A 23,419-nucleotide genomic window follows, 5' to 3' on the forward strand; every position below is an offset into this window, starting at 1 on the left:
TGCGACGGTCAAGATTTAGGCAGGTTGTCCACGATCCCCTTTCCTCGGCAGTCATACCGCGCGTCATGTTTGACAGACCGGCAGACCTGCCGAACCATGAATGACGACGATCCGAACGCACCCAATATGCAAGAGATGATGAAACAAGGCTTTTCCAGGCGACTGCATGATTTGTTGATACAAATATATCCGGACCACGACCAGTCGGATCTGGCTGAACGGATAACCGAGGCGTTCTGGCCGCCGCACAGTCACGCGCGCAAAATCGGCCGCAAACCGGGCAATGGTCTTTGGTCGGAAAAGGACAGCGTCCTGATCACCTATGGCAATTCTGTCGAGGATCAGACGCACAAGCCGCTTGATGTGTTGCATGATTTTCTGATCCGCCACCTGCGAGGCGTGGTAAACGGCGTTCACATCCTGCCCTTCTTTCCATTCACTTCGGATGACGGGTTTGCCGTGTCGGATTATTACAGCGTCAGCACGCAGCTAGGCGACTGGTCCGATATCACGCGTATTGCCGGTGACTTCCACCTGATGTCGGACCTTGTGCTCAACCATGTCTCCAGCCAGGGGGCGTGGTTCAGCAATTACCTGCAGGGCAAAGCCCCTCATGACAGGTTCTTTTTCGAGGCCTCGCCCGAGGATGACCTCGCCCCCGTTGTGCGTCCGAGAACGACCCCCTTGCTCCGCCAAGTCACGACCAGCGAGGGAGAGCGACACGTCTGGTGCACGTTCAGCCATGATCAGGTCGATCTGGATTTCCGCAACCCGGAGGTGCTGATCGAAATGCTGCGCATCATACGGCTGCATATCGACAAGGGCGTGCGCATCCTGCGGCTGGATGCGGTGGCCTTTGTCTGGAAGGAAATCGGCACAAGCTGCATTCACCTTCCCCAGACCCATGCCATCGTTCAGCTTTTGAGATTAATGTGTGACTACGCCACGGAAACAGTGGTGCTGCTGACGGAAACGAATGTGCCGCGCAGCGAAAACCTCAGCTATTTTGGCAACCGCGACGAAGCGCATGCGGTTTATAACTTCACGCTGCCACCGCTGATCCTGCATGCGATGCAGTCCGGAACCGCGCGCTACCTGCGCGAATGGCAGGCGGCGATGCCCCCGGCACAACTGGGATGCGCCTATCTGAACTTCACGGCAAGCCATGACGGGATCGGTATGCGACCGGCCGAAGGTGTATTGCCCCCCGAGGAAAAGGCGCGGATGATCGACACGGTGCGTGGGTTGGGCGGGCTGGTGTCGATGCGCGCCCTGCCGAATGGCGGCGAAGAGCCGTATGAACTTAACTGCAGCTATTTCGAGGCAATGCGCGGCACCTTTGCGGGCGAGGATCACTACCAGCTTGCGCGGTTCATCTGCTCGCAGACGATCGTAATGTCGCTCGAAGGTATCCCGGCTTTCTACATCCACTCCTTCCTCGCGACGCCAAACGATCACGAGGCAGTCGAACGGCGCGGAATGAACCGTGCGATCAACCGGCACCGCTGGCATTATCCTGACCTGCTGTCGCGACTGGCCGATCCCGGATCAGATCAGTCTCGGGTGCTGTCCGAGATGTCGCGGCGTCTGCGCATACGTGCGCGCCAACCTGCCTTTCATCCGAATGCCACGCAGTTCACTCTACGGCTTGATGATCGGGTGTTCGGAATATGGCGGCAAAGTCTGGACAGAAGCCAGTCCATCTTTGCCCTGCACAATGTGTCGCCGGAGGAGGTCAGGATCAGCCCGACCGAAATCAACCTGATCGCTGACGAAGCCTGGAAGGATGCTCTGACCGGGGAAACTTTTGGTGCGAACGCATCGGAATTCGTGCTGGCCCCCTATCAATGCCGATGGATCACGAATGTTCAGCGGCGGTGAATTCCGCCTGGTCCTGATCGACCGCGCGGCTCAGGTCTGACAGGAACTGCGCATCCGCCGCGTGGACGCGGTTCCATGTCGGGATAAAGGGTGTTTCGTGCGGATTGTCGAGGAACACCTGCCCGGCGCGGATGATGTTTTCGGCAAAGAGCTCTATGGCTTTCTCTTCCTTGTGGCGGTCCAGCTCCAACCCGTTCATCTTCGCATCTGTGTAATACCCTTCCAGCAAGTCCAGCGCCGAGCGATAGTAGGTCGCTTTGAGCGTGCGGAAGGTGTTGGGCGTAAACACGGTGCCGTCAGCGGCGAGCTTGCGGAAAATCGCCTTGCAAATATCGGTGGACATGCGGCTCAGCCCCTTGTTGGTGTCCTCGGGCGACAGGTCCTGATGCTTGTGGTCGTAATTGTCCGCGATCTCGACCTGACACACGGATTTCGGTGCCATGTTACGCCAGGCCTCGGACAGAACCCCGATTTCCAACCCCCAGTCGGACGGGATGCGCAGGTCCGGCAGCGGGGCGGTCCGGATGGCAAATTCTCCCGAGAGCGGGTATCTGAAGCTGCGCAGGTAATCGATATAATCCCGGTCGCCGATCACCTTTTTCAGGGCGATGAGCAAAGGGCTGACCAGAAGCCGTGTCACGCGGCCATTGAGTTTTCCGTTGCCAATGCGCGGGTAAAACCCTTTGGCCAACTGATATGGAAAGGTCGGGTTGACCACCGGGTATACCATCCGATCCAGCATCTCGCGCTTGTAAGTCACGATATCACAGTCATGGATGGCCATGACTGAACTGTCCGCACAGGCCAGAAGATACCCGATGCAGGACCAGACATTCTTGCCCTTGCCCGGTTCCTGCGGCGCAAGGTCGAGATGTTGCAGCCTTTGGTGCATCTGTTGCAGGCGCGGGCTGTCATTCCAGATCACCACATGCTGTTGGGGCAAGGTGGAAAAGAACGACCGCGCGTGCCGGAATTGCGCCTCATCGGCCTGATCAAGCCCGATGATGACACGGTGCAGATATGAGACCTGTGCCAGCTCCGCCAAAATAGCGGGTAAGGCCGGTCCCTCCAGTTCCGAGCAAAGACAGGGCAGGATGAGGGTGACCTTGCGCGTTTCGGCATAAACCGCGATTTCGTGCACGAGCTGCGCGGGAGGGCGACTTCTCAGGTTGTGGAGCGTCGTGATGTTACCGTTTTGGTGAAAATCTGTCATTCAGGGCTCCGCTTGCATTGTGTCATGGCTCCGCTGTGAGGGTCAGAATTGCCTCTGACCACCCCTTGGGGCCTTCCAGTATTGTTCGCATGATCCGGTGTTCGTCTTCCGGGCGCAAAGCGGGGAAGGGGGCGCCGTGCCGGTTGGCGATGATGACCCCGGTATCAGCTGCCAGGATCATTTCCAGATCATTCGGCGCATCGCCCAGCGCGATCGTCCGCACCGGGTTCAGCTGTTTTGTGATTTCCGCCATGGCGTCCGCTTTGGTTTTACCAAAAGATAAGGTCAGAAACCGCCCCCCTTGCCGAGCGTGCAGGCCATGCCGCGCGGCTGCATCCAGGAACGCGCGCAGCGCCTCTGGCGTTCCGGTCCAGACGCCCGGTTCGCTGAAGCGCCGGTCTCGGGCATTCCGTGATGCCCCTAGGCTGAGCCCGGTTATGTCGGCAACTTCCCGGTTGCTCATATCTGCGAAACCGATGAAACCGGGCGGCAATTGCGTCACGATCTTGCGAATGCGCGGGTAGTCTCCCGCGTCGGCAGGACCCGGCTGACCGGGCCAGAGCAGGCCAGCACCATTTTCTACAATCGCCGGAAAATGTTCCAAGCCGAGGTTCCGCCTCAACCCGACCATCTCGGCAGCCGTCTTGCTGCTGGCCAGCACCAGCCCTGCACCCAGCTCTTTCAGACGGTCGAGCCCCGGGCGCGCAGCGCGCCAGCTATAGCTTTGGTGATCCAGGAGCGTTCCATCGAGATCTGAAAAAACGAGCAGAGGCAGGCCGCGGGTCATGCACAAAAGTTTAGCAAAAAGGCTGCCCTATCCCCATCGCCAAGGTCATAGCCCGGTCTGACATCTGTCTTGATGCTCAATTAATGCGCTGAGCGATCAATTTTACGCCGATCAGAAAACACATTCATGCGGCACATCCTTCCATCAACCTGGTGCTCGCTATGTGACTTCGCGGATAAAGGGGCGAGAGTGGCCATCTGCTGGTCAGTCAGCCAGAAATGATCGCTCATGACAGGGCACCATTCTTTTTCAAAGACACAAACTGAAATGCGCGCATAAGCATCTGCCGCGTTCACACCACGCGGATCACATCCTTGCCCACGGACAGCATATAGCCCCGCCGGGCGATGTTTTTCACTAAAAGTGCGCTGACCAGCTGATTGCCCAATCCGTCGCGCAGGCGCTTGATTCTTGTGGCGCCGGCGGCTTCTTCGCAGTCGGCTTCGGATTTGCCCGAGATCATCGCCTCGATCTGCGCGCCGGTCAGCACATCGTCATCCATGCGCGCCTCGGCCAGAATGCAGAGCGTTTCCATGGCCGCATCGGTCAGTTTGAAATCCATGTTGTTCAGGTAGACCGTTTTCTCATCGCGGCTGATCAGCAGCGAGGAGACCTGAATGCCCGATTGCTCTATCTGCGCCATGCGGCGGTTGAGCGTGATCAGCATGATCAGAAACACCAAAGATGCGATCAGGAGCGCGGTGGCAAAAACCAGCAGCACGAAGATCACCACGCGGTAAGAGGCCAGCACATCGGCAAAGGCCGTGCCCGACTGGGCCAGGATTTCCAGAAGCTTGATTTCACTCAACCCTTCAGGGATGTCCGCCTCGACGAAGATATTCAGAACCTTCTGATTGAAAGCATCGGCATCGGGCAGGTTGATGAACAGCAACCCTGCCGCGACCAGCAGGATCCCGACAATGGCCGCCATGCCAAAGGCGACGACCCGCGCGCCCGACCGGCGCGCTTCAGTAGCGGAGGTAGTAGCTTCCTGCACTGCGCTTCCTCTCATCCAGACCCCTTTCGTCAAAGACCGACAGCACCCGCCGCAAGGTCCAGCCCTGCGCGGCAAGCCGGGTCTCTAGCTGGGCCCAGGCGTTGCGTGTGCTGCAACTGCCGCTGATCTGGGCCACACCATAATGCAGGCGCAGGGGATTGTCTTTGCTTGCCTTGTAGTCGGCAAAACAGGCGGCGCTGGCCATGGCCGGGGTGGTGACCAACATGGCGGCTAGCGCCAGATATGCGAGAAAGCGTTTCATGACACCAACGTGACCGTTCGTGCGATGTTTTTCAATAACATCAGGCGGCTGGCCCCCGTGTTATCGGATAACAACGGGGCGTTATTGCCTGTCTGAGCGGGTGCAGCCCAATCTTTTCCCATCGCTGATCCGGCACCTGTTCGGGTCAACCGGAAAAGAAAGGAAAAGTCATGTCACGCAAATTCATTGCTACAATCCTGGCCGCATCTCTGGCCGTCACCAGCATCTCGGCAACCCCGGCGGCTGCCGGTGACGACAATCTCAAGAAATTTCTCCTGGGGGCGGGGACGCTCCTGATCATCGGATCGGCGCTGGAAAATGGCAAAGCCCAGGTCGTTATCAAGGACAAGGACGACAAGTATGCCCACGGGTATGGGCATGGCTACGGGTACAAGAAATACAAGAAAAAGAAGCGCAAGATTTCCAAGGTTCTGCCGCGCTACTGCCTGCGCCGGATCGAGACCCGCCGTGGCGATGTGCGCATGTTCGGCAAGCGCTGCCTGCAACGGAACTACCGCCACGCCGACTGGCTGCCGCAAGACTGCAAGATCCGGGTCAAGACTTGGCGCCATGGGCATCGCGTGACCCGTGTGGGCTATAAGCCGCGCTGCCTGCGCCATTACGGCTACCGCGTCGAGGGTGGGCGCCGCCATTACTAAGAGATCCCTGCTGGTATCAGGGTGAGCAGAGGTGCGGGCGTTCATGCCCCTGCCGTCCGCACCGAAACGGGGCGTTCCGGATGGAGCGCCCCGATTTCTGTTGCGCCTGCCGGGTCGGCAGGGCAGGTCGGGAACATGACGCAACCGGATGATTCACTGGAACAGGCCGCCCGCGAGGCCGGGGCAACCCGCATCGCCGGGGTGGATGAGGTCGGTCGCGGTCCGCTGGCCGGGCCAGTCATGGCGGCGGCTGTCGTTCTCGATCCGTTGAACATCCCGGAGGGTATCAACGATTCCAAAAAGCTTTCGGAAAAGCGCCGCGACGCTTTGCTGGAACAGATCATGGCAACGGCGGATGTCGGCATTGGCGAGGCCAGCGTTGCAGAGATCGACGAACACAACATTCTGCGCGCCAGTCACATTGCGATGATCCGCGCCATCGAAAACCTGTCTGAGCCGCCGGATCACCTGTTGATCGATGGGAACCTGATCCCGCGCGGGATCACTCTTTCCGCCGAGCCGGTGATCAAGGGGGATGGCCGTTCGGTGTCGATTGCAGCGGCCTCAATTGTGGCCAAAATCAGGCGAGATTATGTCATGCGGGATTTGGCGCAACACTTCCCCGGCTATGGCTGGGAACGCAACGCCGGATATCCCACGAAAAGCCACAGAGAGGCGTTGATAAATCTTGGGGTGACCCCACACCATAGACGTTCCTTTAAACCCGTCCACAATATCTTGTATCAAGAGAAATAACTAAGGTATTGATTCAAAAAAGAATTTGACCGCGAATCAGCTTTGACTCATCTTTGTCATTAACCACAGAGCGCAAAAGCGCCGGGGATAGAGGCAGAGAATGACGACGATGACCAAAGCGAAGAGCGTGAAAACGCTCCCCCTCAATACGATTCTGGATGGCGACTGTATCGACATGATGAACAGCCTGCCGGAGGAGTCGGTGGACCTGATTTTCGCGGACCCGCCCTATAACCTGCAATTGAAAGGCGATCTGCATCGCCCGGACAATTCCAAGGTGGACGCGGTTGACGATCATTGGGACCAATTCGCAAGTTTTGCAGCATATGACAGGTTTACCCAAGACTGGCTCAAAGCGGCGCGCCGGTTGCTCAAGCCCAACGGGGCGATCTGGGTGATCGGCTCTTATCACAACATCTTCCGGGTCGGGGCCGCGATGCAGAATGCGGGGTTCTGGATCCTGAATGATGTGGTCTGGCGCAAGTCCAACCCGATGCCGAATTTCCGCGGCAAGCGGTTTACCAATGCGCATGAGACGATGATCTGGGCGTCGAAATCCGAGGGCGCGAAGTACACCTTCAATTACGAGGCGCTGAAATCGCTCAACGAAGGCATCCAGATGCGCTCGGATTGGGTTCTGCCGATCTGCAATGGCCATGAACGGCTCAAGAACGAGGCTGGCGAGAAGGCACACCCCACGCAAAAGCCTGAATCGCTGCTGCATCGCGTGCTGGTCGGGTCGACCAATCCCGGTGATGTGGTACTGGACCCGTTCTTTGGCACTGGCACGACCGGCGCCGTGGCCAAGATGCTGGGCCGCGAATTCATCGGGATCGAGCGCGAGGAAGCCTATCGCAAGGTGGCCGAGAAACGGCTGTCCAAGGTGCGCAAATTCGACAAGGCCGCGCTGGAAGTCACGCAAAGCAAACGCGCCGCGCCGCGCGTGCCTTTTGGCCAGGTGGTCGAACGCGGCATGCTGCGCCCGGGTGAAGAGCTCTATTCCGTCAATATGCGCCACAAGGCCAAGGTGCGCGCCGATGGCACGCTGGTCGGTGGTGATGTCAAAGGCTCGATCCATCAGGTCGGCGCGGCGCTTGAAGGCGCGCCAAGCTGCAACGGCTGGACCTATTGGCATATCAGGCGTGAGGGCAAGACCGTGCCCATCGACGTTTTCCGGCAGCAGATACGGGCCGAGATGGGCAACCGCCCGAACTGAGTTTCAAAGAAAAGCGACACACCGCCGGTGCCGCGCGCCCTCGCGCAGGCACCTACTGGCCCCGCCTTGTCTGGCGGGGCTTTTTTTGTTGCGCATCCTCCGGTTGAAGCCCGGCTTCAGTACGCTACATGCTGTCCTTCAACAAAGAACACATAGGGACGTTAACATGTTGGAAGTTTCTGGTATTGGCGGGCTCATCATCCTTGTCCTCGATGTATGGGCCCTTATCTCGATCCTTGGGTCAAGCGCGGAAACGGGGCGCAAGGTGATATGGGCACTGATCGTGATTATCCTGCCCCTTCTCGGCTTTATCCTGTGGTTCTTTATGGGGCCGCGCGCCGCGCGATAAAAAGTGGCATGGCGCGTACCGAAGGGTCGTTGAACCGGGCCTGTCTTTTGCCGAATGCCATCTGTCGGTTTTCGGAAATGCCCGCCGGACGCGCCGCCGGGCCTCGTTTTAATTGGTCCGCTTGTCCGGACCGTATCTGCATACGCGTTCCGACCCGCATGACGCGTGTTGGCGCGATGCAGCGCCCGGGCGTTATTCGCCGGGTGCCTCGATCATTTCGGCTTCGATCGCTGCGGCGAGCTCGGTTTCGTCAACCAAACCGTCCCCGCTGGTATCGATTTCTGCGAAATCCTCTTCGGTAAAGTCTTCATAGACTGCCGACATTTCCTCGAACGAAACCAAGCTGTCGCCATCGGTGTCCAAAAGGGCAACCGACGCGAAAACCGGTGCCGCGAACAGAGCGGCCACGATGGAACCAACTGCTACACGACGCATGTGTCTTCTCCATTGAAAAATGACGAAGGGACAGCCCCCTCGTCCAATTGCGAGATCGGATGCGACAGAGCCGCTTTCAAGAGAGCCAATGCCGCGTGATGAAAATATTTTGCTCCGGATCTGAGCTTCAGATTCCACCCGCGCAGCGCAATTTTGCAGTTCCGGCCCGTTTCAAACCGCGTTAGGGCTGGCGCATGGATATGCGCGCAATACTCATGGGGCTGGCCTTTGCGGTCATGTGGTCTTCGGCCTTTACCTCGGCCCGTATCATCGTGGCCGAAGCGCCTCCCATGGGCGCGCTGGCGATCCGCTTTCTGATTTCCGGGCTGCTGGGCATCGTGATTGCCGCGATGTTGGGCCAGAAACTGCGCTTTACCCGAGGCCAATGGCGCGCCATCGTGATTTTCGGCATCTGCCAGAACGCGCTGTATCTTGGCCTCAATTTCGTCGCCATGCAGACGGTCGAGGCCTCGCTTGCCTCGATCATCGCCTCGACCATGCCGCTTCTGGTGGCGTTGACCGGTTGGCTGATCCTGCGTGAGAAACTGCAACCGCTGGCGATTGCCGGGCTGTTGGCCGGGATCGTTGGTGTCGCGCTGATCATGGGCGCGCGATTCTCGGGCGGGGTGGATGCCTTTGGCGTGGTGCTCTGCGTTTTGGGGGTGATGGCGCTGACCGTGGCGACCCTGTCGGTCCGGGGGGCGTCCTCGGGCGGCAACCTGCTGATGGTGGTGGGGTTGCAGATGCTGGTGGGGGCGGCGGTGCTGGCCGTGGCCTCGTTCCTGCTGGAATGGCCGTTCACGATCACGCTGTCCACGCCGCTTGTGCTGGCCTTTGCCTATACGACGCTGGTGCCGGGGCTTTTGGCGACAATCCTTTGGTTCAACCTTGTTGGCCGGATCGGCGCGGTCAAGGCCGCGACCTTCCACTTCCTCAACCCGTTTCTGGGCGTGGCGATTGCGGCCGTGGTTCTGGGGGAAAAGCTGGGGCCGCTGGACATCGTCGGCGTTGCCATCATCGCGGGCGGGATCCTCGCGGTGCAACTGTCCAAGCAGCGCGCCGCATAGCACCCGATTTCATTCGATGAAATCGGAACGAAATCTTTTGAAGATTTCGGATCAGCCCAGCCCTGCTTCAGCCTCGATATCCTTGCGGGATTTGCGTGCGCGCTCTGTCGCAGACTTCAACTGCCCGCAGGCCGCCATGATATCCTCGCCCCGCGGCGTGCGGATGGGCGAGGCGTAGCCCGCCTTGTGCACGATATCGGCAAAGCGTTCGATCCGCTCCCAATCGGACCGCTCATAGGGCGAGCCGGGCCATTCATTGAACGGGATCAGGTTGATCTTGGCCGGGATACCCCGGATCAGCTTCACCAGACGGCGCGCGTCTTCGTCGCTGTCATTCACATCCTTGAGCATGACGTATTCAAAGGTGATGCGCTCGGAATTGGACAGGCGCGGATAGTCGCGCAGCGCGCCCAAGAGCTCCTCGATATTCCAGCGCTTGTTGATCGGCACCAGCTTGTTGCGCACCTCGTCGGTGGTCGCGTGGAAGCTGACGGCCAGAAGGCAGCCGATTTCCTCGGCGGTCTTGGCGATCTCCGGCACCACGCCGCTCGTGGAGAGCGTGATGCGGCGGCGCGACAGGGAAATCCCTTCGCCATCCATGGCGATCTTCATCGCGTCGCGCACGTTGTCGAAATTGTAAAGCGGCTCGCCCATGCCCATCAGCACGATATTTGACAACAGGCGGGGGCCGTTTTCGCCCGTGCCTTGCCCCGGTTCCGGCCATTCGCCCAGATCGTCCCGCGCCAGCATGACCTGACCGATGATCTCCCCGGCAGTCAGGTTGCGCACCAGCTTTTGCGTGCCGGTATGGCAGAAGGAACAGGTCAGCGTGCAACCCACCTGGGACGAGATGCACAGCGTGCCGCGATCGGTTTCGGGGATATACACCACCTCGACCTCATGCCCACCGGCGATGCGGACCAGGTATTTGCGCGTGCCATCGGCGCTGACATTCCTGGACACGATCTCGGGGATCTCGATGCTGAATTTTTCTTCCAGCATGGCACGATAGGGTTTTGCGAGATTGGTCATCGACGAAAAATCACGCACGCCCCATTGATATATCCACTGCCAGATCTGGTTCACCCGCATCTTGGCCTGTTTCTCTGGCGTGCCCGCTTCGATCAGCACATCGCGCAACGCGTCGCGGGTCAGGCCGACAAGGTTCAGCTTGCCCGTTTCCGGCAATTTGCGGGGAATGGTCAGGACATCCTGGGTGATCGGCGCGCTCATGTCGGGCTCCATCGGCGAAAGAAGTGTCTCACATATAGGATTCGGGCGCGGAATCAAAAGATTTCCGACGCGCGGCAAAAGCATGCGCCGCGCACTTTTGCGATTGCCCGGCGCGCTTGGGACGCAGATCATGGGGCCATGACAGGTAATATTGTTCATGCACTTGGCGGCGTCGGCATTTTCCTGCTTGGGATGATCCTGCTGACCGACGGGTTGCGCGGTCTGGCGGGGTCGGTTCTGCGCAATGTGCTGGGCCGGTTTACCAAGACCCCGGCGGCGGGGGTGCTGACCGGTGCGGCCATGACGGCGGTCCTGCAATCTTCCAGCGCAACAACGGTGACTGCAGTGGGCTTTGTCAGTGCCGGGCTTATCGGGTTTGCCCAGGCAATTGGCATCATCCTGGGGGCCAATATCGGGACAACGGTGACCGGCTGGCTCGTTGCGATTCTGGGATTCAAGCTGGAACTGGGCGAAGCGGTTTTGCCCTTTGTCTTTCTGGCGGCGACGCTGCGCTTGTTCGGCGGTCCGCGGGTGGCGCTTGTCGGTGGGGCCATCGCGGGGTTCAGCTTGATATTCATCGGCATCGACGTGATGAGAGAGGCGATGGACGGGCTGGAAGGTGTTGTCACTCCCGCCAGCTTTCCGGGCGATGGTTTCTGGGGGCGCGTGCAACTGGTGTTGATCGGTGCGCTCGTCACGGTGGTGACCCAATCCTCAAGCGCCGGGGTGGCCTCGGCGCTGGCGGCGCTGGGGGCGGGGGCCATCAACCTGCCTCAGGCGGCGGCCATGGTGATCGGCATGAATGTGGGCACCACCTTTACCGCGATGCTGGCCACATTGGGCGGCTCCGTTGCCACGCGCAGGACGGGCTGGTGCCACGTGCTGTTCAATCTGTTGGTCGGGCTTTTGGCTTTTGCGCTTTTGGGGCCGTTTACGGAACTGGCGGCCCGCTGGAGGCAGATCGCGGATGAACAGGTTCTTGTGGTTGCCTTCCATACCGGTTTCAATGTGCTGGGCGTTGCACTTGTCCTGCCATTCGTCGAACGGTTTGCCCGGCTGGTCACGGTACTCGTCCCGGAAAAGGGCCCGCGCCTGACGGGGCATCTGGACAGATCATTGCTGCGCGTGCCCGAGGCCGCGATGGATGCCGTCTCGGTCACGATCACTGACATATCCAGTGAGCTCTTCCGGTATCTCGCATCGCGGCTCAACCGCACGAAACCCGCCCGGGGGGCGGTACAACGGCTGGAACAGATCGCTCAGGCATTGCGCGAAGTACAGGAGTATATCGACGAAATCGAAAAGGACCCGCCCGGGGAGCGAGGCCGGGAGCGGCTGGCTTCAGCTGTGCATGCTCTGGACCATCTTAACCGGCTCTACTACCGGCTGCGCCAGGAAGAGCGCATTGCGGCCTTGTCTCATGACCGGCGCCTGACACGGTTGGCGGGCGTCCTGCGGCGGGTTGTGCTGGATGTTTCGACACGTGACGATGCGGAGGCGCGGACCAACAGGCTGAACCGCCTGCGCCGGATGTTGCGTCGTCAACATCAGGTTTTTCGCAACGGTGTCATATCACGGGCGGTGAGGGTGCCTGCCACGCAGGCCGAGGTGCTTCACAGGCTGGACGCCATGCGGTGGCTGCACCGCGCAGCGCACCACGTTTGGCGCATCGAGGTGCATCGCGCGCGCATGAGCTCGAACCTGCCGTCCGCGTCAGAACTGCACGAGGCAGCGGTTGATGCGTTGGCGGATTGAGTCACTGCTAGAGCGTTTCCAGTTTAGCTTGAATCGCCAATACCCTGCCACGCCTTCGGCGCTCTCGGGACATTGCGATGCCTTGTTTCAACGAAAACTGGAAACGCTTAATGAAAAAGGCGCGTGCCCTGGCCCGCGCCGTTGAAACTGGTGTTAAGCTAGATGCCGGTATCAGCCGGAACAGCGTTTCTCGGCATCCTCGATTGCGGCCGTGAACCCCAGAAGCGAGAAGGTATCCTTGGTCTGGGTCCCGCGCGAAGACCGCGCCGTCAGCACAGCCGAGGCACCGCGCTTCATTGCCGTGATGATCTTGGCATCGTCCTGCGGGCTGGCGGGCCATGCCCATTCGCCTTCTGTGAAAAGCTCAAACTCCGTGCCGTCGATATTCATGTTCACGGTCGATCCGCCGGCAAAGGGATAACCGCCGGTAAAGGTCACCTGACCATTGGTTACCCCGGCCCCCGGACGGTAGAAGACAAACAAAAGAATGTCGCCCCGGCGCACCGCCACAACCCGGCCATCGCGGGTGTTCACCGTCTCCTTGGGGCGCGTCACGCCCCAGCATTCCTTGGGATCGTTTTCGACGAAGACGCTCCAGTCGGTTTTCGCAGCCACGCGATTGGTGCTTTGTTCCTGTGCCACAACGGCGGTTGCAGCCACCATCGCGATCGACGCGGCAAGGCTGCGTGCAAAACGAAAATTCATATGTCCAGCCTCCAAGCTGTCCTTAGCCTCAATACCTTTTGGCGCGCGGCCCCTTTTTTGCAGGTCGATCTTTCCTGCGCGCCCATTTCCTTCTCGACAAAAGCACACTAGCCTGAAAGTTGCGACGGGCGAAAGGTCTGTTGGCAGAAAATCGCCAATATTTGAACGGTGTATGATGGCTCAGAATCCTCATGAAAACGCGGCACCGCTGGTCGAGCTATGGCGAGGACCGATCCTTGAAAGCCTGCATCACGGCCATGCGGTGATCTGCGATGAGCAAGGCGGGATCGTCGAGGCCTGGGGTGATCCGGACGCGGTGATTCTGCCACGCTCCTCGGTCAAGATGATTCAGGCGCTGCCGCTGCTCACCAGCGGGGCGGGCAAATCACTGTCGACCGAACAGCTTGCACTGGCCTGTGCCAGCCACAATGGCGCGGCCATCCATACCGATCGGGTACGGACCTGGCTTGCGGATCTTGGGCTGAGCGATGACGACCTGCGCTGTGGGCCGCAATTCCCCGACGACCGCGCGGCGCGGGAAGGTTTGATCAAGTCCGATGCCAGCCCCTGTCAGGTGCATAACAATTGCTCGGGCAAACATTGCGGGTTTCTGACATTGAACCGGCATCTGGGCGGCGGGCCGGACTATGTCGATCCGGACCATCCGGTGCAAAAATCGGTGCTTGAAGCGTTTGAAACCGTGACCGGCGAATCCAGCCCGGGCTTTGGCATCGATGGCTGTTCAGCGCCCAATTTCGCGGCCTCCCTGCACGGGATTGCACGGGCCATGGCCTGGTTTGCCAGCGCCGCCGAGCGCAGCGATACTATGAGCCGCGCGGCGGCTCAGCTGGTCGAGGCAATGCACACCCATCCCGAGCTGGTTGCCGGAGAAAAACGCGCCTGCACCGAGTTGATGCGCGCCATGGATGGCGTGGCCATCAAGACCGGGGCCGAGGCCGTGTTCATTGGGATCCTGCCCGAACAAAAGCGCGGGATCGCGGTCAAGATCGCCGACGGCAGCACGCGCGCCAGCGAGGCCGTCATTGCGCAGTTGCTGGTCCGGCTTGGCGCGCTGGACCCCGATCACCCGTCGACGCGGCGGCGGGTCAATGCGTCGGTGCTGAACCGGCGCAAGGTTGAAGTCGGTCTGATCCGCTGCACGGAGGCGTTGCAATGAGCATCGAAGCGGTTGTTTTTGACATTGGCAATGTGTTGATTGAATGGAACCCGGAACGGTTCTTTGACAGCCGGATCGGTGAAGAGCGCCGCACGCGCCTGTTCGCAGAAGTGCCATTGGCCGATATGAATGACGGTGTCGACCGGGGCGATCATTTCTCGGAGGCGGTGACCCGCGTGGCGGCGCAAAACCCTGATTGGGCACCCGAAATCCAATTGTGGCATGACAACTGGATCGAGATGGCGAGCCCGGCCATCGACCATTCCGTGCGGCTCATGCGCGGGCTGCGCGCCCGGGGCGTTCCGGTTCTGGCGCTCAGCAATTTCGGCGTGCAGACCTTTGAGATCGCGAAACAGCATTACCCGTTCCTGACGGAGTTCGATCACCGCTACATCTCCGGGCATATCGGGTCCATCAAGCCCGAGGCGCAGATTTACGAGTTGCTTGAAACCACCTGTGGTGTGGCCCCGAATGCGCTCTTCTTCACCGATGACCGCGCCGACAATATCGCCGTGGCACAGGCGCGGGGATGGCAGACGCATCTGTTTGAAGGGCCCGAAGGGCTGGCGCGGCGATTGGTCGACGAAGGGATGCTGAGCGCAGAGGACGCCGCGTGATGACTGTCGTGCTGGAGCAAAAGGCCGCGTGGTATGTAAACCCGCTACAAAACAGCACTGGCCCGCGTTAAAGGGAAATCATGCAAACCCTTCCTGAATTATATGCCTCCCGCGTTTCCGCTGGCGACCTGCACCATGATGACGCGCAAGAAGCGGTCCTGCCGGAATTCGAGCGTATCCGCGCGGCGCTGGCCCAGCCGGTCAAGCGCGGTTTTTTCCGCAAGGCACCGGAGCCGCCCAAGGGCCTCTATCTTTGGGGCGGGGTAGGGCGTGGCAAATCCATGCTGATGGATCTCTTTGTCGAAACCTTGCAGATGGCCGATATCCCTGTGCGTCGGGTGCATTTCCATGCCTTCATGCAGGAGATCCACAAGGGCATGCACGCCGCGCGGCAATCGGGCGTCGAGGATGCGCTGGCCCCGGTGGCCAAGGAAGTGGCGAAATCGGTGCGCTGTCTTGCTTTTGATGAAATGCAGATCACCGATATCACCGATGCGATGGTGGTGGGGCGGCTCTTTGAGTTCCTTTTCGAAGCGGGTGTCGTGGTGGTCACTACGTCCAACCGCGTGCCCGATGACCTGTATAAGGACGGGCTGAACCGGCAGCTGTTCCTGCCTTTCATCGAGGCGATCAAGGATAAGCTTGTGGTCTGGGAACTCATCTCACCCCGTGATTACCGGCAGGATCGGTTATCTGGCGCGCAGGTGTTTTTTTCCCCGGCGAATGAGAAATCCCGGCAAGAGATCGAGCTGGTCTGGGAGCATCTGACCGGTGGGCAAGGCGCGCCGCTGACGCTGGTGGTCAATAAGCGCGAGGTGGAAATCCCCGCCTTTCACAACGGCGTGGCGCGGGCGAAGTTCTATGACTTGTGCGGCAAGCCGCTTGGACCAGCCGATTACCTTGCATTGGCCGAGGCCGCGCGGGTGCTGGTGCTGGAAGACATCCCGCAACTCGGCCGCAGCAATTTCAACGAGGCCAAGCGTTTCGTGACGCTGGTGGATGCGCTTTATGAGGCCAAGGTGAAGCTGATCGCATCGGCGGCGGCGGAGCCGGAAATGCTCTATGTCGAAGGGACGGGGGCGTTTGAGTTTGAGCGTACGGCCTCGCGCCTGCGGGAAATGCAGGATGCGGCGTGGGGGCGCGCGGATTGAGGGCCATGGTGGGCAGAACTGCCCACCCTACACGACGCCCGTGGGGTGGGCAGTTTTGTCCACCAGCCCCGTCAGACCGGTTTGCCCTGCATCAACCTTGGCAAATCCCCGTTCAGCCCCGCCGCTTCGCGCATGAAGCCCCGGCGCAGGCCCGGCACCGCATTGACCAATCCCATCCCGAGGTCGCGCCCCATGCGCAGCAGCGGGTTGTCGTTGGAAAACAGTCGGTTGAATGTATCTGTCGCGGCCGCCAGCGTGGCGGTGTCAAAGCGCCGCCACTCCGCATAGCGCGGCAGCACCAAAGGCGAGCCAATATCCTCGCCACGCCGCGCCGCATCGGCCAGAACCTCGGTCAGCGCGGCAATATCGCGGAACCCCGCATTCAGCCCTTGCCCGGCAATCGGGTGCATTCCGTGGGCCGCGTCGCCCACCAATGCCAGACGCTCGCCTGTGAAACTCTGTGCCAGCGTCAGGTTGAGCGGATAGGTGAACCGCTCGCCCGCCAGCGAAATCTCACCCAGAAAATCGCCGAAGCGGGGGCGCAGCACGGCAAGGTAGTCCCCTTCGCTCAGCGCATTGATGCGGCGCGCCTGTTCATGGGTTTCGCTCCACACGATGGACGAACGATTGCCGGTCAGCGGCAGGATCGCCAAAGGTCCGGGCGGCATGAAGAACTGATGCGCGACACCGTGATGCGGCTTTTCATGGGCAATGGCGCAGACCAGCGCGGTCTGACCATAATCCCAGCCGGTGCGCCCGATGCCCGCACGCTGTGCCGTGCCGCTCTGCCGACCGTCGCACCCGATCAGCAGCCGTCCGGTCAGGACCTGCCCCGAGGCGAGCGTCACGGATGCCTGTGCCGGGCCGGTCTCTTGCGCCGTCACGGTTTCGCCGGGCAGGTGGGTAATGGCGGATGATGCCTCCATCCCGGCCAGAAGCGCGCGACGCAGGTAGCGGTCTTCGACCATAAAGCCCATCGGGCCTTCCTCGATCTCGTTGTGATCGAAATGCAGGAAAAACGGCGATGGACCTTCGCCCGCGCGACCGTCGGTGACCTTGATGTCCAGCATCGGCTGGGCGTTCCGGGCCAGCCCGTCCCACAGCCCAAGCGCGTCCAGCATCCGCTGCGATGCCAACGCAAGCGCATAGGCGCGCCCGTCGAAATTGTCGGACGACAGAACGCCGACCTTCTGTGCGTCAATCACGGTGGCGGAAAAGCCCGCCTGCGCGGCGGCCAGCGCCAGCACCGGGCCGTTCAGCCCGCCGCCGACAATCAGGAGATCGCTGTCATACGTCATGGCCCGCAATATGGGTGGCGTGGCGGGATTGTCCATGCGCTTGTCTGCCGCTACCGTCGGGCCAAAGACATTGGGAGACAAGCGGATGCAGGAGTGGCTGTGGATGAGCGCGGCGGATCTGGGCCGCGGGATCGGTGCGGGGGAGATTGACCCTGTCACGCTGACCGAGACCTATTTGCACGCGATCAAGGCGCATGAGCATCGTGACACGATCTATGCGCGGCTGACCGAGCAGCGCGCCCTGTCCGAGGCCGCCGCAGCCTCCGAACGGGCGAAAACCGGTTATCGTCTCTCGCTACTGGACGGTGTTCCGATCAGTTGGAAAGACCTGTTCGACACGGCGGGCGTGGCGACCGAGGCGGGATCGGCGCTGCTTGAGGGGCGGGTGCCTGCGCGCGACGCCGAGGTCCTGCGCAACGCCACCGCCGCCGGGCTGGTCTGTCTGGGCAAGACGCATATGAGCGAACTGGCCTTTTCCGGGCTGGGGTTGAACCCGGTGACGGCCACGCCGCCCTGCGTGAACGGTGAAGGGGCTGTGCCGGGGGGATCTTCTTCAGGGGCTGCCACCTCTGTCGCCTTTGGCCTTGCAGCGGCGGGGATCGGCTCGGATACGGGCGGGTCGGTCCGCATCCCGTCGGCCTGGAATGACCTTGTGGGGCTAAAGACCACTGCCGGACGCGTGTCCTGCGAAGGGGTTGTGCCGCTTGTGGCCTCTTTCGACACCGTTGGTCCGTTGGCGCGCAGCGTCGAGGATGCCGGGCTTTTGCTGGCCGCGCTCGAAGGGCGTAAACCGGTCGATCTGCGTGGTGATGACCTGACCGGGCGGCGTTTTGCCGTGCTGAACACCATCGCCATGGATGACCTGCGCGATGCGCCGCGCGCGGCGTTTCTGTCGGCGATTGACCGGCTGCGCGGGGCCGCAGCACTGGTCGAGGCGGTTGAGGTGCCAGAGGTCGCCGAGGCGATGGCGATGTCGCGGATCCTCTATTCGCCCGAGGCTTACGGCACTTGGAAAGACGTGATCGAAGCCGCACCGGACAAGATGTTTCCTCCCATTCTTGAGCGTTTCCGGGGCGGTGCTGAGGCGCGGGCCTGCGACCAGATTGCGGCGTGGCAGGTTTTGGAGCGCTGCCGCAAGGCGTACTATGCAGCAACGGCAGGTTACGACGCGGTGCTCACGCCAAGCGCACCCAATCTGCCGCCGGATATGGAACGTTTGCTGAGCGATGATGCGTATTACGTGACAGAGAACCTCCTGACCCTGCGCAATACCCGGATCGGCAATCTCATGGGAGGCTGCGCGCTCAGCCTGCAGACCGGTGTGCCGTCTTGCGGGGTGCAGGTTCTGATGCCGCCAATGGCCGAAGAACGGTTGCTCCGGATTGGCGCGGGGGTTGAAGCGGCGCTGGGATGAAGAGCGGTGGGCAAGATTGCCCACCCTACATCCGGCCCGCCGGCCTTGCCCAAATGCCACAAGTCTCTAAAGAGCCGCGCCTTTTTCTGGACGGGGGGCGTGCAGTTGCGTATTCTAGGGCCAAACGGGGCGTCAACGACCCCGACCCTTGAGGCAGTAAAAGCAGTAACCCGATGTTCCCCGAGCGGTTTTCGAACCTACCGGCCTATGCGTTCCCGCGTCTGCGGGCGCTTTTGGACGGCCATGCGCCTAATGAGGCTCATCTGGATGATCTTCACCGGATGACCATTGGTGAGCCGCGCCATCCTTTCCCGGATTGGGTGGGCGATGTGCTGGCGCAGAATGTGGCCGGGTTTGCGAATTACCCACCCAATGATGGATCCCCCGAGCTTTTGGAGGCGATTTCCGGCTGGGCCGCGCGCCGTTATGGGGTGACGCTGGACCCGGCAACGCAGATCATGGCGCTGAATGGGACACGCGAAGGGCTTTACAACATCGCGATGGCGCTGTGTCCCGAACTCAAGGACGGTCGGCATCCAATCGTGCTGATCCCCAACCCGTTTTATCAGGTCTACATGATCGCGGCGATTTCAGTGGGTGCCGAGCCGGTCTTTGTTCCGGCCACGTCCGAAACCGGGCACCTGCCGGATTACATGAGCCTGCCCGCCGAGGTTCTGGACCGCGTGGCCATGGCCTATATCTGTTCGCCCGCCAACCCGCAGGGGGCGATTGCGCATGAGGATTACTGGCGTGACCTGATCGCCTTGGCCGAAAAACACGATTTCCGCATTCTGGCGGATGAATGCTATTCCGAGATTTACCGTGATGCGCCGCCCCCCGGCGCGCTGGAAATCGCCGCCAGGGTGGGCGCTGATCCTGAACGCGTGATGTTGTTCAATTCGCTGTCCAAGCGGTCGAACCTGCCGGGGCTGCGCTCTGGCTTTGTCGCGGGCGGGCCGGAGAGCATGAAACGGGTCAAGCAGTTGCGCGCCTATTCCGGCGCGCCCCTGCCGCTGCCGTTGCAACGGGTGGCCGAACGCATCTGGGCCGATGAGGCGCATGTCGAGGAAAACCGCGCGCTCTATCAGGCGAAATACAAAGCGGCGGACGACATTTTTGGCGACGTGCCGGGCTATGCCGGGCCGGAAGCGGGGTTTTTCCTTTGGCTCCCGGTTGAGGATGGCGAAAAGGCTGCTCTCAGGACATGGACAGAGGCCGGGGTGCAGGTGCTCCCGGGGGCCTATCTGTCGCGTGAGGTGAACGGGGAGAACCCCGGCAAAGGATATATCCGGGTCGCCATGGTGGCCCCAATAGAGGACATGCGCCGCGGGCTTATTCGCCTGCGCGACTGTCTGTACAGGTGAAGGTGAGGCGATATGGCATTTCAGGCGCGCGGGCGTGATCCGCTTCTGGACAGCACAACTCAGGCAGCCGTTGAAAAGCGGGGCAAAGAGCTTTTCGGCATTGCCCTGATCCTTCTGGGTTTGGCGGCGGCGGCGATGATTGCGTCTTACACGCCGGATGACCCCAGCTGGATGTCGGCCACCGATGCGCCGGTGCAGAACTGGATGGGCCGCGCGGGGGCGTCGATTGCGGCACCGCTGTTCATGATTGTCGGCTGGGGCAGCTGGGGGCTGGCCGCCGTATTGCTGGTCTGGGGCGGGCGGTTCGCCCTGCATATGGGGTCCGAGCGCGCCATGGGCCGCGTGATTTTTGCGCCCATCGCAATTGCACTGGCCTCGGTCTATGCCGCGACGCTCGTGCCTTATGACAGCTGGACCCATAGTTTTGGACTTGGTGGGTTGTTTGGCGATACCGTGCTTGGATCGATGTTGACCGCCCTGCCGATGGGGTCGACCCTCACGGTCAAGGCGGCTTCGCTGATCATGGGGCTTTTGATCCTCATCACTGGTGCATTCGTTCTCGGCTTCACCTTGCCGGAACTGCGCTTTATCGGGCGTTTCCTGCTGGTCGGCGTGATCATGGCCTATGCCTGGCTGATGACGCTTTTGGGGCGCGGTGCGACGGGGGCGCTTGGGGCTGCACGGGCCTTGCAGGAAAAGCAGGCTGCGCGCCGCGCGCAGCGCGAACAGGAACGCATTGAGGCCGCGGAATGGGCGGAAACCCAGCAAGCTGCGTCCCGGACCAGCGTGATCCGGTCCAGCGATCAGGCCGCTTATGTGCCGCCCGCGCCAGAAGAAGTGCCGCCGCATTCCCAGCCCGAGAAAATCGGGCTTCTGGCCAAGATGCCGTCGCTCATTCGCCGTTCCGAGCCGATTTCCACCGAACTGCCCGATCCGGAACTGGTGGAAAGCCACGGCCCCGATGTCGACGTGGACATGCCCGGCGAGGACCGGATCAAGGCCAAGATTTCCTCGGCCATCAAGGATCGGGTGCGCCGTCGTCCCGAGGTGCAGGTCGAAAGCGTGGCGCCCTTGACCAAGGGGCGCGGGCGTGGACCCGATCCGCTGGTTTTCCGGCCAGAGCCGAAAGTTTCGGTGGACCCGGTGGCCACCCGCGTGGCGGAACCGCCGCTGACTGCGGACCAGGCGCAGCCACAGCGAACCGATGAACCGCCGCTCACTGCCGCACGCGTTGCGGCGCATCCGACCATTTCACCAGTGGCCTCGCGCGTGCCAACCACGCAGCCTGTGGCGGACGATCAGGTGATCGACGACGACAGCTCTGGCTTTGTTGCGCCCCAGGACGATGATGATTGGGCCGTCGCCGAGGCAACAGTGCCGCCCGCGCCGACATTCGCCTCTGGTCGTGTAGCAGTGCCCGTCGCAGAGCCCAAGAAAGTGGTCCAGCAACCGGTGCGCAAACCCGTGCAGAAATCCCGCCGCGCCGAGGCGGAAGCGCAGCCGCAACTGGCGTTTGAAGATAATGCCACGGATTACGAATTGCCGCCGCTCGCTCTGTTGGCCGATCCGTCCAATATCGAACGTCACGTGTTGTCCGACGAGGCGCTGGAAGAAAACGCGCGTATGCTCGAATCCGTGCTGGATGACTACGGCGTCAAAGGCGAAATCGTCAGCGTCCGCCCCGGTCCCGTTGTCACCATGTACGAGCTTGAACCTGCCCCGGGTCTCAAGGCGTCCCGCGTGATCGGGTTGGCCGATGACATCGCGCGCTCCATGTCGGCGCTGTCGGCGCGGGTGTCGACCGTGCCGGGCCGGTCCGTGATCGGGATCGAACTGCCCAATGAAAAACGCGAAATGGTATCGTTCCGCGAAATCCTGTCGGGCCGCGATTATGGCGATGGCAACCGGTCTCTGCCGCTGGCGCTGGGCAAGGATATCGGTGGCGAGCCGATCGTGGCGAACCTTGCCAAGATGCCTCACCTGCTGATCGCGGGGACCACCGGGTCCGGTAAATCCGTGGCCATCAACACCATGATCCTCTCGCTGCTCTACAAGCTCAGCCCCGATGAGCTGCGGCTGGTGATGATCGACCCCAAGATGCTGGAACTATCGGTTTATGACGGCATTCCGCACTTGCTCTCGCCCGTTGTGACCGATCCCAAGAAAGCGGTTGTCGCGTTGAAATGGGTCGTGGGCGAGATGGAAGAGCGCTACCGCAAGATGTCCAAGATGGGCGTGCGCAATATCGACGGCTATAACAGCCGGGTGCAGGATGCGCTGTCCAAGGGCGAGATGTTCTCGCGCACCGTGCAGACCGGATTTGACGACGAGACCGGCGAGCCGGTTTTCGAGACCGAGGAATTCGCCCCCGAAAAGATGCCGTTCATCGTGGTGATCGTGGACGAGATGGCCGACCTGATGATGGTGGCAGGCAAGGAGATCGAAGCCTGCATCCAGCGCCTGGCACAGATGGCGCGGGCGTCTGGCATTCACCTGATCATGGCGACACAGCGACCATCGGTCGATGTGATCACCGGCACGATCAAGGCCAACTTCCCAACGCGGATTTCCTTCCAGGTCACGTCGAAAATCGACAGCCGGACCATTCTGGGCGAACAAGGTGCCGAACAGCTTTTGGGTATGGGTGACATGCTCTATATGGCGGGCGGGGCCAAGATCACCCGCTGCCATGGGCCGTTCTGTTCCGATGAAGAGGTCGAGGAAATCGTCAACCACCTCAAGGTCTTTGGTCCGCCGACATATGTGTCCGGAGTGGTGCAGGGGCCGGATGACGAAAAGGCCGAGAATATCGACGCTGTGCTGGGACTGTCCACCGGAGGCAACACCAATGGCGAAGATGCGCTTTACGATCAGGCGGTGGGCATCGTGATCAAGGATCGCAAATGCTCGACCTCCTATATCCAGCGCAAACTGGCCATCGGTTATAACAAAGCCGCGCGCCTTGTTGAGCAGATGGAGGACGAGGGCGTCGTATCTGCGGCCAACCATGTGGGCAAGCGCGAGGTGCTGGTGCCCGAACAGGCATGAGCAATTCTTCGCGAGCACGGTTTGCGTTTGGCGTT

Annotated in this window: 22 protein-coding genes; 13 read left to right on the forward strand and 9 right to left on the reverse strand. The window is 61.0% G+C overall.

Translation table 11 applies throughout. From position 1 onward, the window contains the following. Nucleotides 1-135 precede the first annotated feature (135 nt). Nucleotides 136-1,881 carry a sugar phosphorylase gene (locus PGB28_RS14715; RefSeq protein ID WP_271422328.1) on the forward strand — a complete coding sequence of 582 codons (1,746 nt, stop codon included), beginning with the start codon at nt 136-138 and terminating at the stop codon, nt 1,879-1,881. Here PGB28_RS14715 and PGB28_RS14720 read toward each other — a convergent pair. The 5 genes from PGB28_RS14720 to PGB28_RS14740 form a co-directional block, all read right to left on the reverse strand. After that, nucleotides 1,859-3,094 (reverse strand): glycosyltransferase family protein, encoded by a 1,236-nt coding sequence (locus PGB28_RS14720; RefSeq protein ID WP_271422279.1) that lies wholly within the window; start codon nt 3,092-3,094, stop codon nt 1,859-1,861. The two genes, PGB28_RS14715 and PGB28_RS14720, sit on opposite strands and share 23 nt — an antisense overlap. A gap of 22 nt (nt 3,095-3,116) precedes the next feature. Beyond that, a complete protein-coding gene (locus PGB28_RS14725; protein WP_271422280.1) occupies nt 3,117-3,881 on the reverse strand; it encodes an HAD-IIB family hydrolase in 765 nt (254 codons plus the stop codon). An 80-nt stretch (nt 3,882-3,961) separates the two neighbouring features. Further along, entirely contained in the window at nt 3,962-4,111 is a 150-nt protein-coding gene (locus tag PGB28_RS21330) for a hypothetical protein (protein ID WP_408636264.1), read from the reverse strand. A 62-nt stretch (nt 4,112-4,173) separates the two neighbouring features. After that, nucleotides 4,174-4,893 (reverse strand): winged helix-turn-helix domain-containing protein, encoded by a 720-nt coding sequence (locus tag PGB28_RS14735; RefSeq protein WP_271422281.1) that lies wholly within the window; start codon nt 4,891-4,893, stop codon nt 4,174-4,176. After that, on the reverse strand, nt 4,850-5,140 hold the full coding sequence (locus PGB28_RS14740) for a hypothetical protein (protein ID WP_271422282.1): 291 nt from the start codon (nt 5,138-5,140) through the stop codon (nt 4,850-4,852). Before PGB28_RS14740 ends, PGB28_RS14735 begins: the two co-directional genes overlap by 44 nt. 170 nt (nt 5,141-5,310) lie before the next feature. Between PGB28_RS14740 and PGB28_RS14745 the strand changes: the two genes are divergently transcribed. The 4 genes from PGB28_RS14745 to PGB28_RS14760 all read left to right on the forward strand — a co-directional run bounded on the left by PGB28_RS14745 (nt 5,311) and on the right by PGB28_RS14760 (nt 8,120). Continuing rightward, nucleotides 5,311-5,799, forward strand: coding sequence for a hypothetical protein (locus PGB28_RS14745; RefSeq protein ID WP_271422283.1), 489 nt, complete (start codon nt 5,311-5,313; stop codon nt 5,797-5,799). Nucleotides 5,800-5,934: 135 nt separating this feature from the next. Beyond that, nucleotides 5,935-6,555: a ribonuclease HII gene (locus PGB28_RS14750; RefSeq protein ID WP_271422284.1), complete on the forward strand. Its 621-nt coding sequence runs from the start codon at nt 5,935-5,937 to the stop codon at nt 6,553-6,555. 100 nt (nt 6,556-6,655) lie between these two features. Then, entirely contained in the window at nt 6,656-7,771 is a 1,116-nt protein-coding gene (locus tag PGB28_RS14755; RefSeq protein WP_271422285.1) for a site-specific DNA-methyltransferase, read from the forward strand. A gap of 166 nt (nt 7,772-7,937) precedes the next feature. Beyond that, nucleotides 7,938-8,120 (forward strand): PLD nuclease N-terminal domain-containing protein, encoded by a 183-nt coding sequence (locus PGB28_RS14760; RefSeq protein WP_271422286.1) that lies wholly within the window; start codon nt 7,938-7,940, stop codon nt 8,118-8,120. 192 nt (nt 8,121-8,312) lie between these two features. Here PGB28_RS14760 and PGB28_RS14765 read toward each other — a convergent pair whose 3' ends face one another. Continuing rightward, nucleotides 8,313-8,555 (reverse strand): EF-hand domain-containing protein, encoded by a 243-nt coding sequence (locus PGB28_RS14765; protein ID WP_271422287.1) that lies wholly within the window; start codon nt 8,553-8,555, stop codon nt 8,313-8,315. Nucleotides 8,556-8,749: 194 nt separating this feature from the next. Here PGB28_RS14765 and PGB28_RS14770 point away from each other — a divergent pair, with 194 nt between their 5' ends. Continuing rightward, nucleotides 8,750-9,622, forward strand: a complete 873-nt coding sequence (locus tag PGB28_RS14770; RefSeq protein WP_271422288.1) for a DMT family transporter — start codon at nt 8,750-8,752, stop codon at nt 9,620-9,622. Nucleotides 9,623-9,673: 51 nt separating this feature from the next. On the opposite strand, the gene rlmN is transcribed toward PGB28_RS14770, so the two are convergent. Continuing rightward, a complete protein-coding gene (rlmN, locus tag PGB28_RS14775; protein ID WP_271422289.1) occupies nt 9,674-10,855 on the reverse strand; it encodes a 23S rRNA (adenine(2503)-C(2))-methyltransferase RlmN in 1,182 nt (393 codons plus the stop codon). A 138-nt stretch (nt 10,856-10,993) separates the two neighbouring features. On the opposite strand from rlmN, the gene PGB28_RS14780 reads away from it, so the two are divergent. After that, entirely contained in the window at nt 10,994-12,610 is a 1,617-nt protein-coding gene (locus PGB28_RS14780; RefSeq protein ID WP_271422290.1) for a Na/Pi cotransporter family protein, read from the forward strand. A gap of 171 nt (nt 12,611-12,781) precedes the next feature. On the opposite strand, the gene PGB28_RS14785 is transcribed toward PGB28_RS14780, so the two are convergent. Next, nucleotides 12,782-13,315 (reverse strand): invasion associated locus B family protein, encoded by a 534-nt coding sequence (locus PGB28_RS14785; RefSeq protein WP_271422291.1) that lies wholly within the window; start codon nt 13,313-13,315, stop codon nt 12,782-12,784. 175 nt (nt 13,316-13,490) lie between these two features. Between PGB28_RS14785 and PGB28_RS14790 the strand changes: the two genes are divergently transcribed. The 3 genes from PGB28_RS14790 to zapE all read left to right on the forward strand — a co-directional run bounded on the left by PGB28_RS14790 (nt 13,491) and on the right by zapE (nt 16,260). Further along, nucleotides 13,491-14,492 carry an asparaginase gene (locus PGB28_RS14790; protein WP_271422292.1) on the forward strand — a complete coding sequence of 334 codons (1,002 nt, stop codon included), beginning with the start codon at nt 13,491-13,493 and terminating at the stop codon, nt 14,490-14,492. Beyond that, nucleotides 14,489-15,109, forward strand: coding sequence for an HAD family hydrolase (locus PGB28_RS14795; protein WP_271422293.1), 621 nt, complete (start codon nt 14,489-14,491; stop codon nt 15,107-15,109). The genes PGB28_RS14790 and PGB28_RS14795 overlap by 4 nt, the downstream gene beginning before the upstream one ends. Nucleotides 15,110-15,189: 80 nt before the next feature. Then, complete coding sequence (zapE, locus tag PGB28_RS14800) at nt 15,190-16,260, forward strand: cell division protein ZapE (RefSeq protein WP_271422294.1); 1,071 nt, start codon at nt 15,190-15,192, stop codon at nt 16,258-16,260. 71 nt (nt 16,261-16,331) lie between these two features. On the opposite strand, the gene PGB28_RS14805 is transcribed toward zapE, so the two are convergent. Continuing rightward, nucleotides 16,332-17,558 carry an FAD-dependent monooxygenase gene (locus PGB28_RS14805; RefSeq protein ID WP_271422295.1) on the reverse strand — a complete coding sequence of 409 codons (1,227 nt, stop codon included), beginning with the start codon at nt 17,556-17,558 and terminating at the stop codon, nt 16,332-16,334. 85 nt (nt 17,559-17,643) lie between these two features. On the opposite strand from PGB28_RS14805, the gene PGB28_RS14810 reads away from it, so the two are divergent. The 3 genes from PGB28_RS14810 (at nt 17,644) to PGB28_RS14820 (ending at nt 23,384) form a co-directional block, all read left to right on the forward strand. Further along, nucleotides 17,644-18,972 (forward strand): amidase, encoded by a 1,329-nt coding sequence (locus PGB28_RS14810; RefSeq protein ID WP_271422329.1) that lies wholly within the window; start codon nt 17,644-17,646, stop codon nt 18,970-18,972. A 173-nt stretch (nt 18,973-19,145) separates the two neighbouring features. Next, nucleotides 19,146-20,336 carry an aminotransferase class I/II-fold pyridoxal phosphate-dependent enzyme gene (locus tag PGB28_RS14815; RefSeq protein WP_271422296.1) on the forward strand — a complete coding sequence of 397 codons (1,191 nt, stop codon included), beginning with the start codon at nt 19,146-19,148 and terminating at the stop codon, nt 20,334-20,336. A 12-nt stretch (nt 20,337-20,348) separates the two neighbouring features. Beyond that, nucleotides 20,349-23,384, forward strand: a complete 3,036-nt coding sequence (locus PGB28_RS14820) for a DNA translocase FtsK (protein ID WP_271422297.1) — start codon at nt 20,349-20,351, stop codon at nt 23,382-23,384. The last annotated feature ends 35 nt before the right edge of the window (nt 23,385-23,419 follow it).

This window comes from Primorskyibacter aestuariivivens, from assembly GCF_028023675.1.
Lineage (GTDB): Bacteria > Pseudomonadota > Alphaproteobacteria > Rhodobacterales > Rhodobacteraceae > Marinovum > Marinovum aestuariivivens.

What these genes read in the sequence shown, in the direction of transcription:
- rlmN (WP_271422289.1), bottom strand. Translation starts at nt 10,855, where the DNA reads ATGAGCGCGCCGATCACCCAGGATGTCCTGACCATTCCCCGCAAATTG.
- PGB28_RS14750 (WP_271422284.1), top strand. Translation starts at nt 5,935, where the DNA reads ATGACGCAACCGGATGATTCACTGGAACAGGCCGCCCGCGAGGCCGGG.
- PGB28_RS14785 (WP_271422291.1), bottom strand. Translation starts at nt 13,315, where the DNA reads ATGAATTTTCGTTTTGCACGCAGCCTTGCCGCGTCGATCGCGATGGTG.
- PGB28_RS14790 (WP_271422292.1), top strand. Translation starts at nt 13,491, where the DNA reads ATGGCTCAGAATCCTCATGAAAACGCGGCACCGCTGGTCGAGCTATGG.
- zapE (WP_271422294.1), top strand. Translation starts at nt 15,190, where the DNA reads ATGCAAACCCTTCCTGAATTATATGCCTCCCGCGTTTCCGCTGGCGAC.
- PGB28_RS14740 (WP_271422282.1), bottom strand. Translation starts at nt 5,140, where the DNA reads ATGAAACGCTTTCTCGCATATCTGGCGCTAGCCGCCATGTTGGTCACC.
- PGB28_RS14725 (WP_271422280.1), bottom strand. Translation starts at nt 3,881, where the DNA reads ATGACCCGCGGCCTGCCTCTGCTCGTTTTTTCAGATCTCGATGGAACG.
- PGB28_RS14805 (WP_271422295.1), bottom strand. Translation starts at nt 17,558, where the DNA reads ATGACGTATGACAGCGATCTCCTGATTGTCGGCGGCGGGCTGAACGGC.
- PGB28_RS21330 (WP_408636264.1), bottom strand. Translation starts at nt 4,111, where the DNA reads ATGAGCGATCATTTCTGGCTGACTGACCAGCAGATGGCCACTCTCGCC.
- PGB28_RS14770 (WP_271422288.1), top strand. Translation starts at nt 8,750, where the DNA reads ATGGATATGCGCGCAATACTCATGGGGCTGGCCTTTGCGGTCATGTGG.
- PGB28_RS14820 (WP_271422297.1), top strand. Translation starts at nt 20,349, where the DNA reads ATGGCATTTCAGGCGCGCGGGCGTGATCCGCTTCTGGACAGCACAACT.
- PGB28_RS14745 (WP_271422283.1), top strand. Translation starts at nt 5,311, where the DNA reads ATGTCACGCAAATTCATTGCTACAATCCTGGCCGCATCTCTGGCCGTC.
- PGB28_RS14760 (WP_271422286.1), top strand. Translation starts at nt 7,938, where the DNA reads ATGTTGGAAGTTTCTGGTATTGGCGGGCTCATCATCCTTGTCCTCGAT.
- PGB28_RS14715 (WP_271422328.1), top strand. Translation starts at nt 136, where the DNA reads ATGATGAAACAAGGCTTTTCCAGGCGACTGCATGATTTGTTGATACAA.
- PGB28_RS14780 (WP_271422290.1), top strand. Translation starts at nt 10,994, where the DNA reads ATGACAGGTAATATTGTTCATGCACTTGGCGGCGTCGGCATTTTCCTG.
- PGB28_RS14720 (WP_271422279.1), bottom strand. Translation starts at nt 3,094, where the DNA reads ATGACAGATTTTCACCAAAACGGTAACATCACGACGCTCCACAACCTG.
- PGB28_RS14795 (WP_271422293.1), top strand. Translation starts at nt 14,489, where the DNA reads ATGAGCATCGAAGCGGTTGTTTTTGACATTGGCAATGTGTTGATTGAA.
- PGB28_RS14735 (WP_271422281.1), bottom strand. Translation starts at nt 4,893, where the DNA reads ATGAGAGGAAGCGCAGTGCAGGAAGCTACTACCTCCGCTACTGAAGCG.
- PGB28_RS14755 (WP_271422285.1), top strand. Translation starts at nt 6,656, where the DNA reads ATGACGACGATGACCAAAGCGAAGAGCGTGAAAACGCTCCCCCTCAAT.
- PGB28_RS14765 (WP_271422287.1), bottom strand. Translation starts at nt 8,555, where the DNA reads ATGCGTCGTGTAGCAGTTGGTTCCATCGTGGCCGCTCTGTTCGCGGCA.
- PGB28_RS14810 (WP_271422329.1), top strand. Translation starts at nt 17,644, where the DNA reads ATGCAGGAGTGGCTGTGGATGAGCGCGGCGGATCTGGGCCGCGGGATC.
- PGB28_RS14815 (WP_271422296.1), top strand. Translation starts at nt 19,146, where the DNA reads ATGTTCCCCGAGCGGTTTTCGAACCTACCGGCCTATGCGTTCCCGCGT.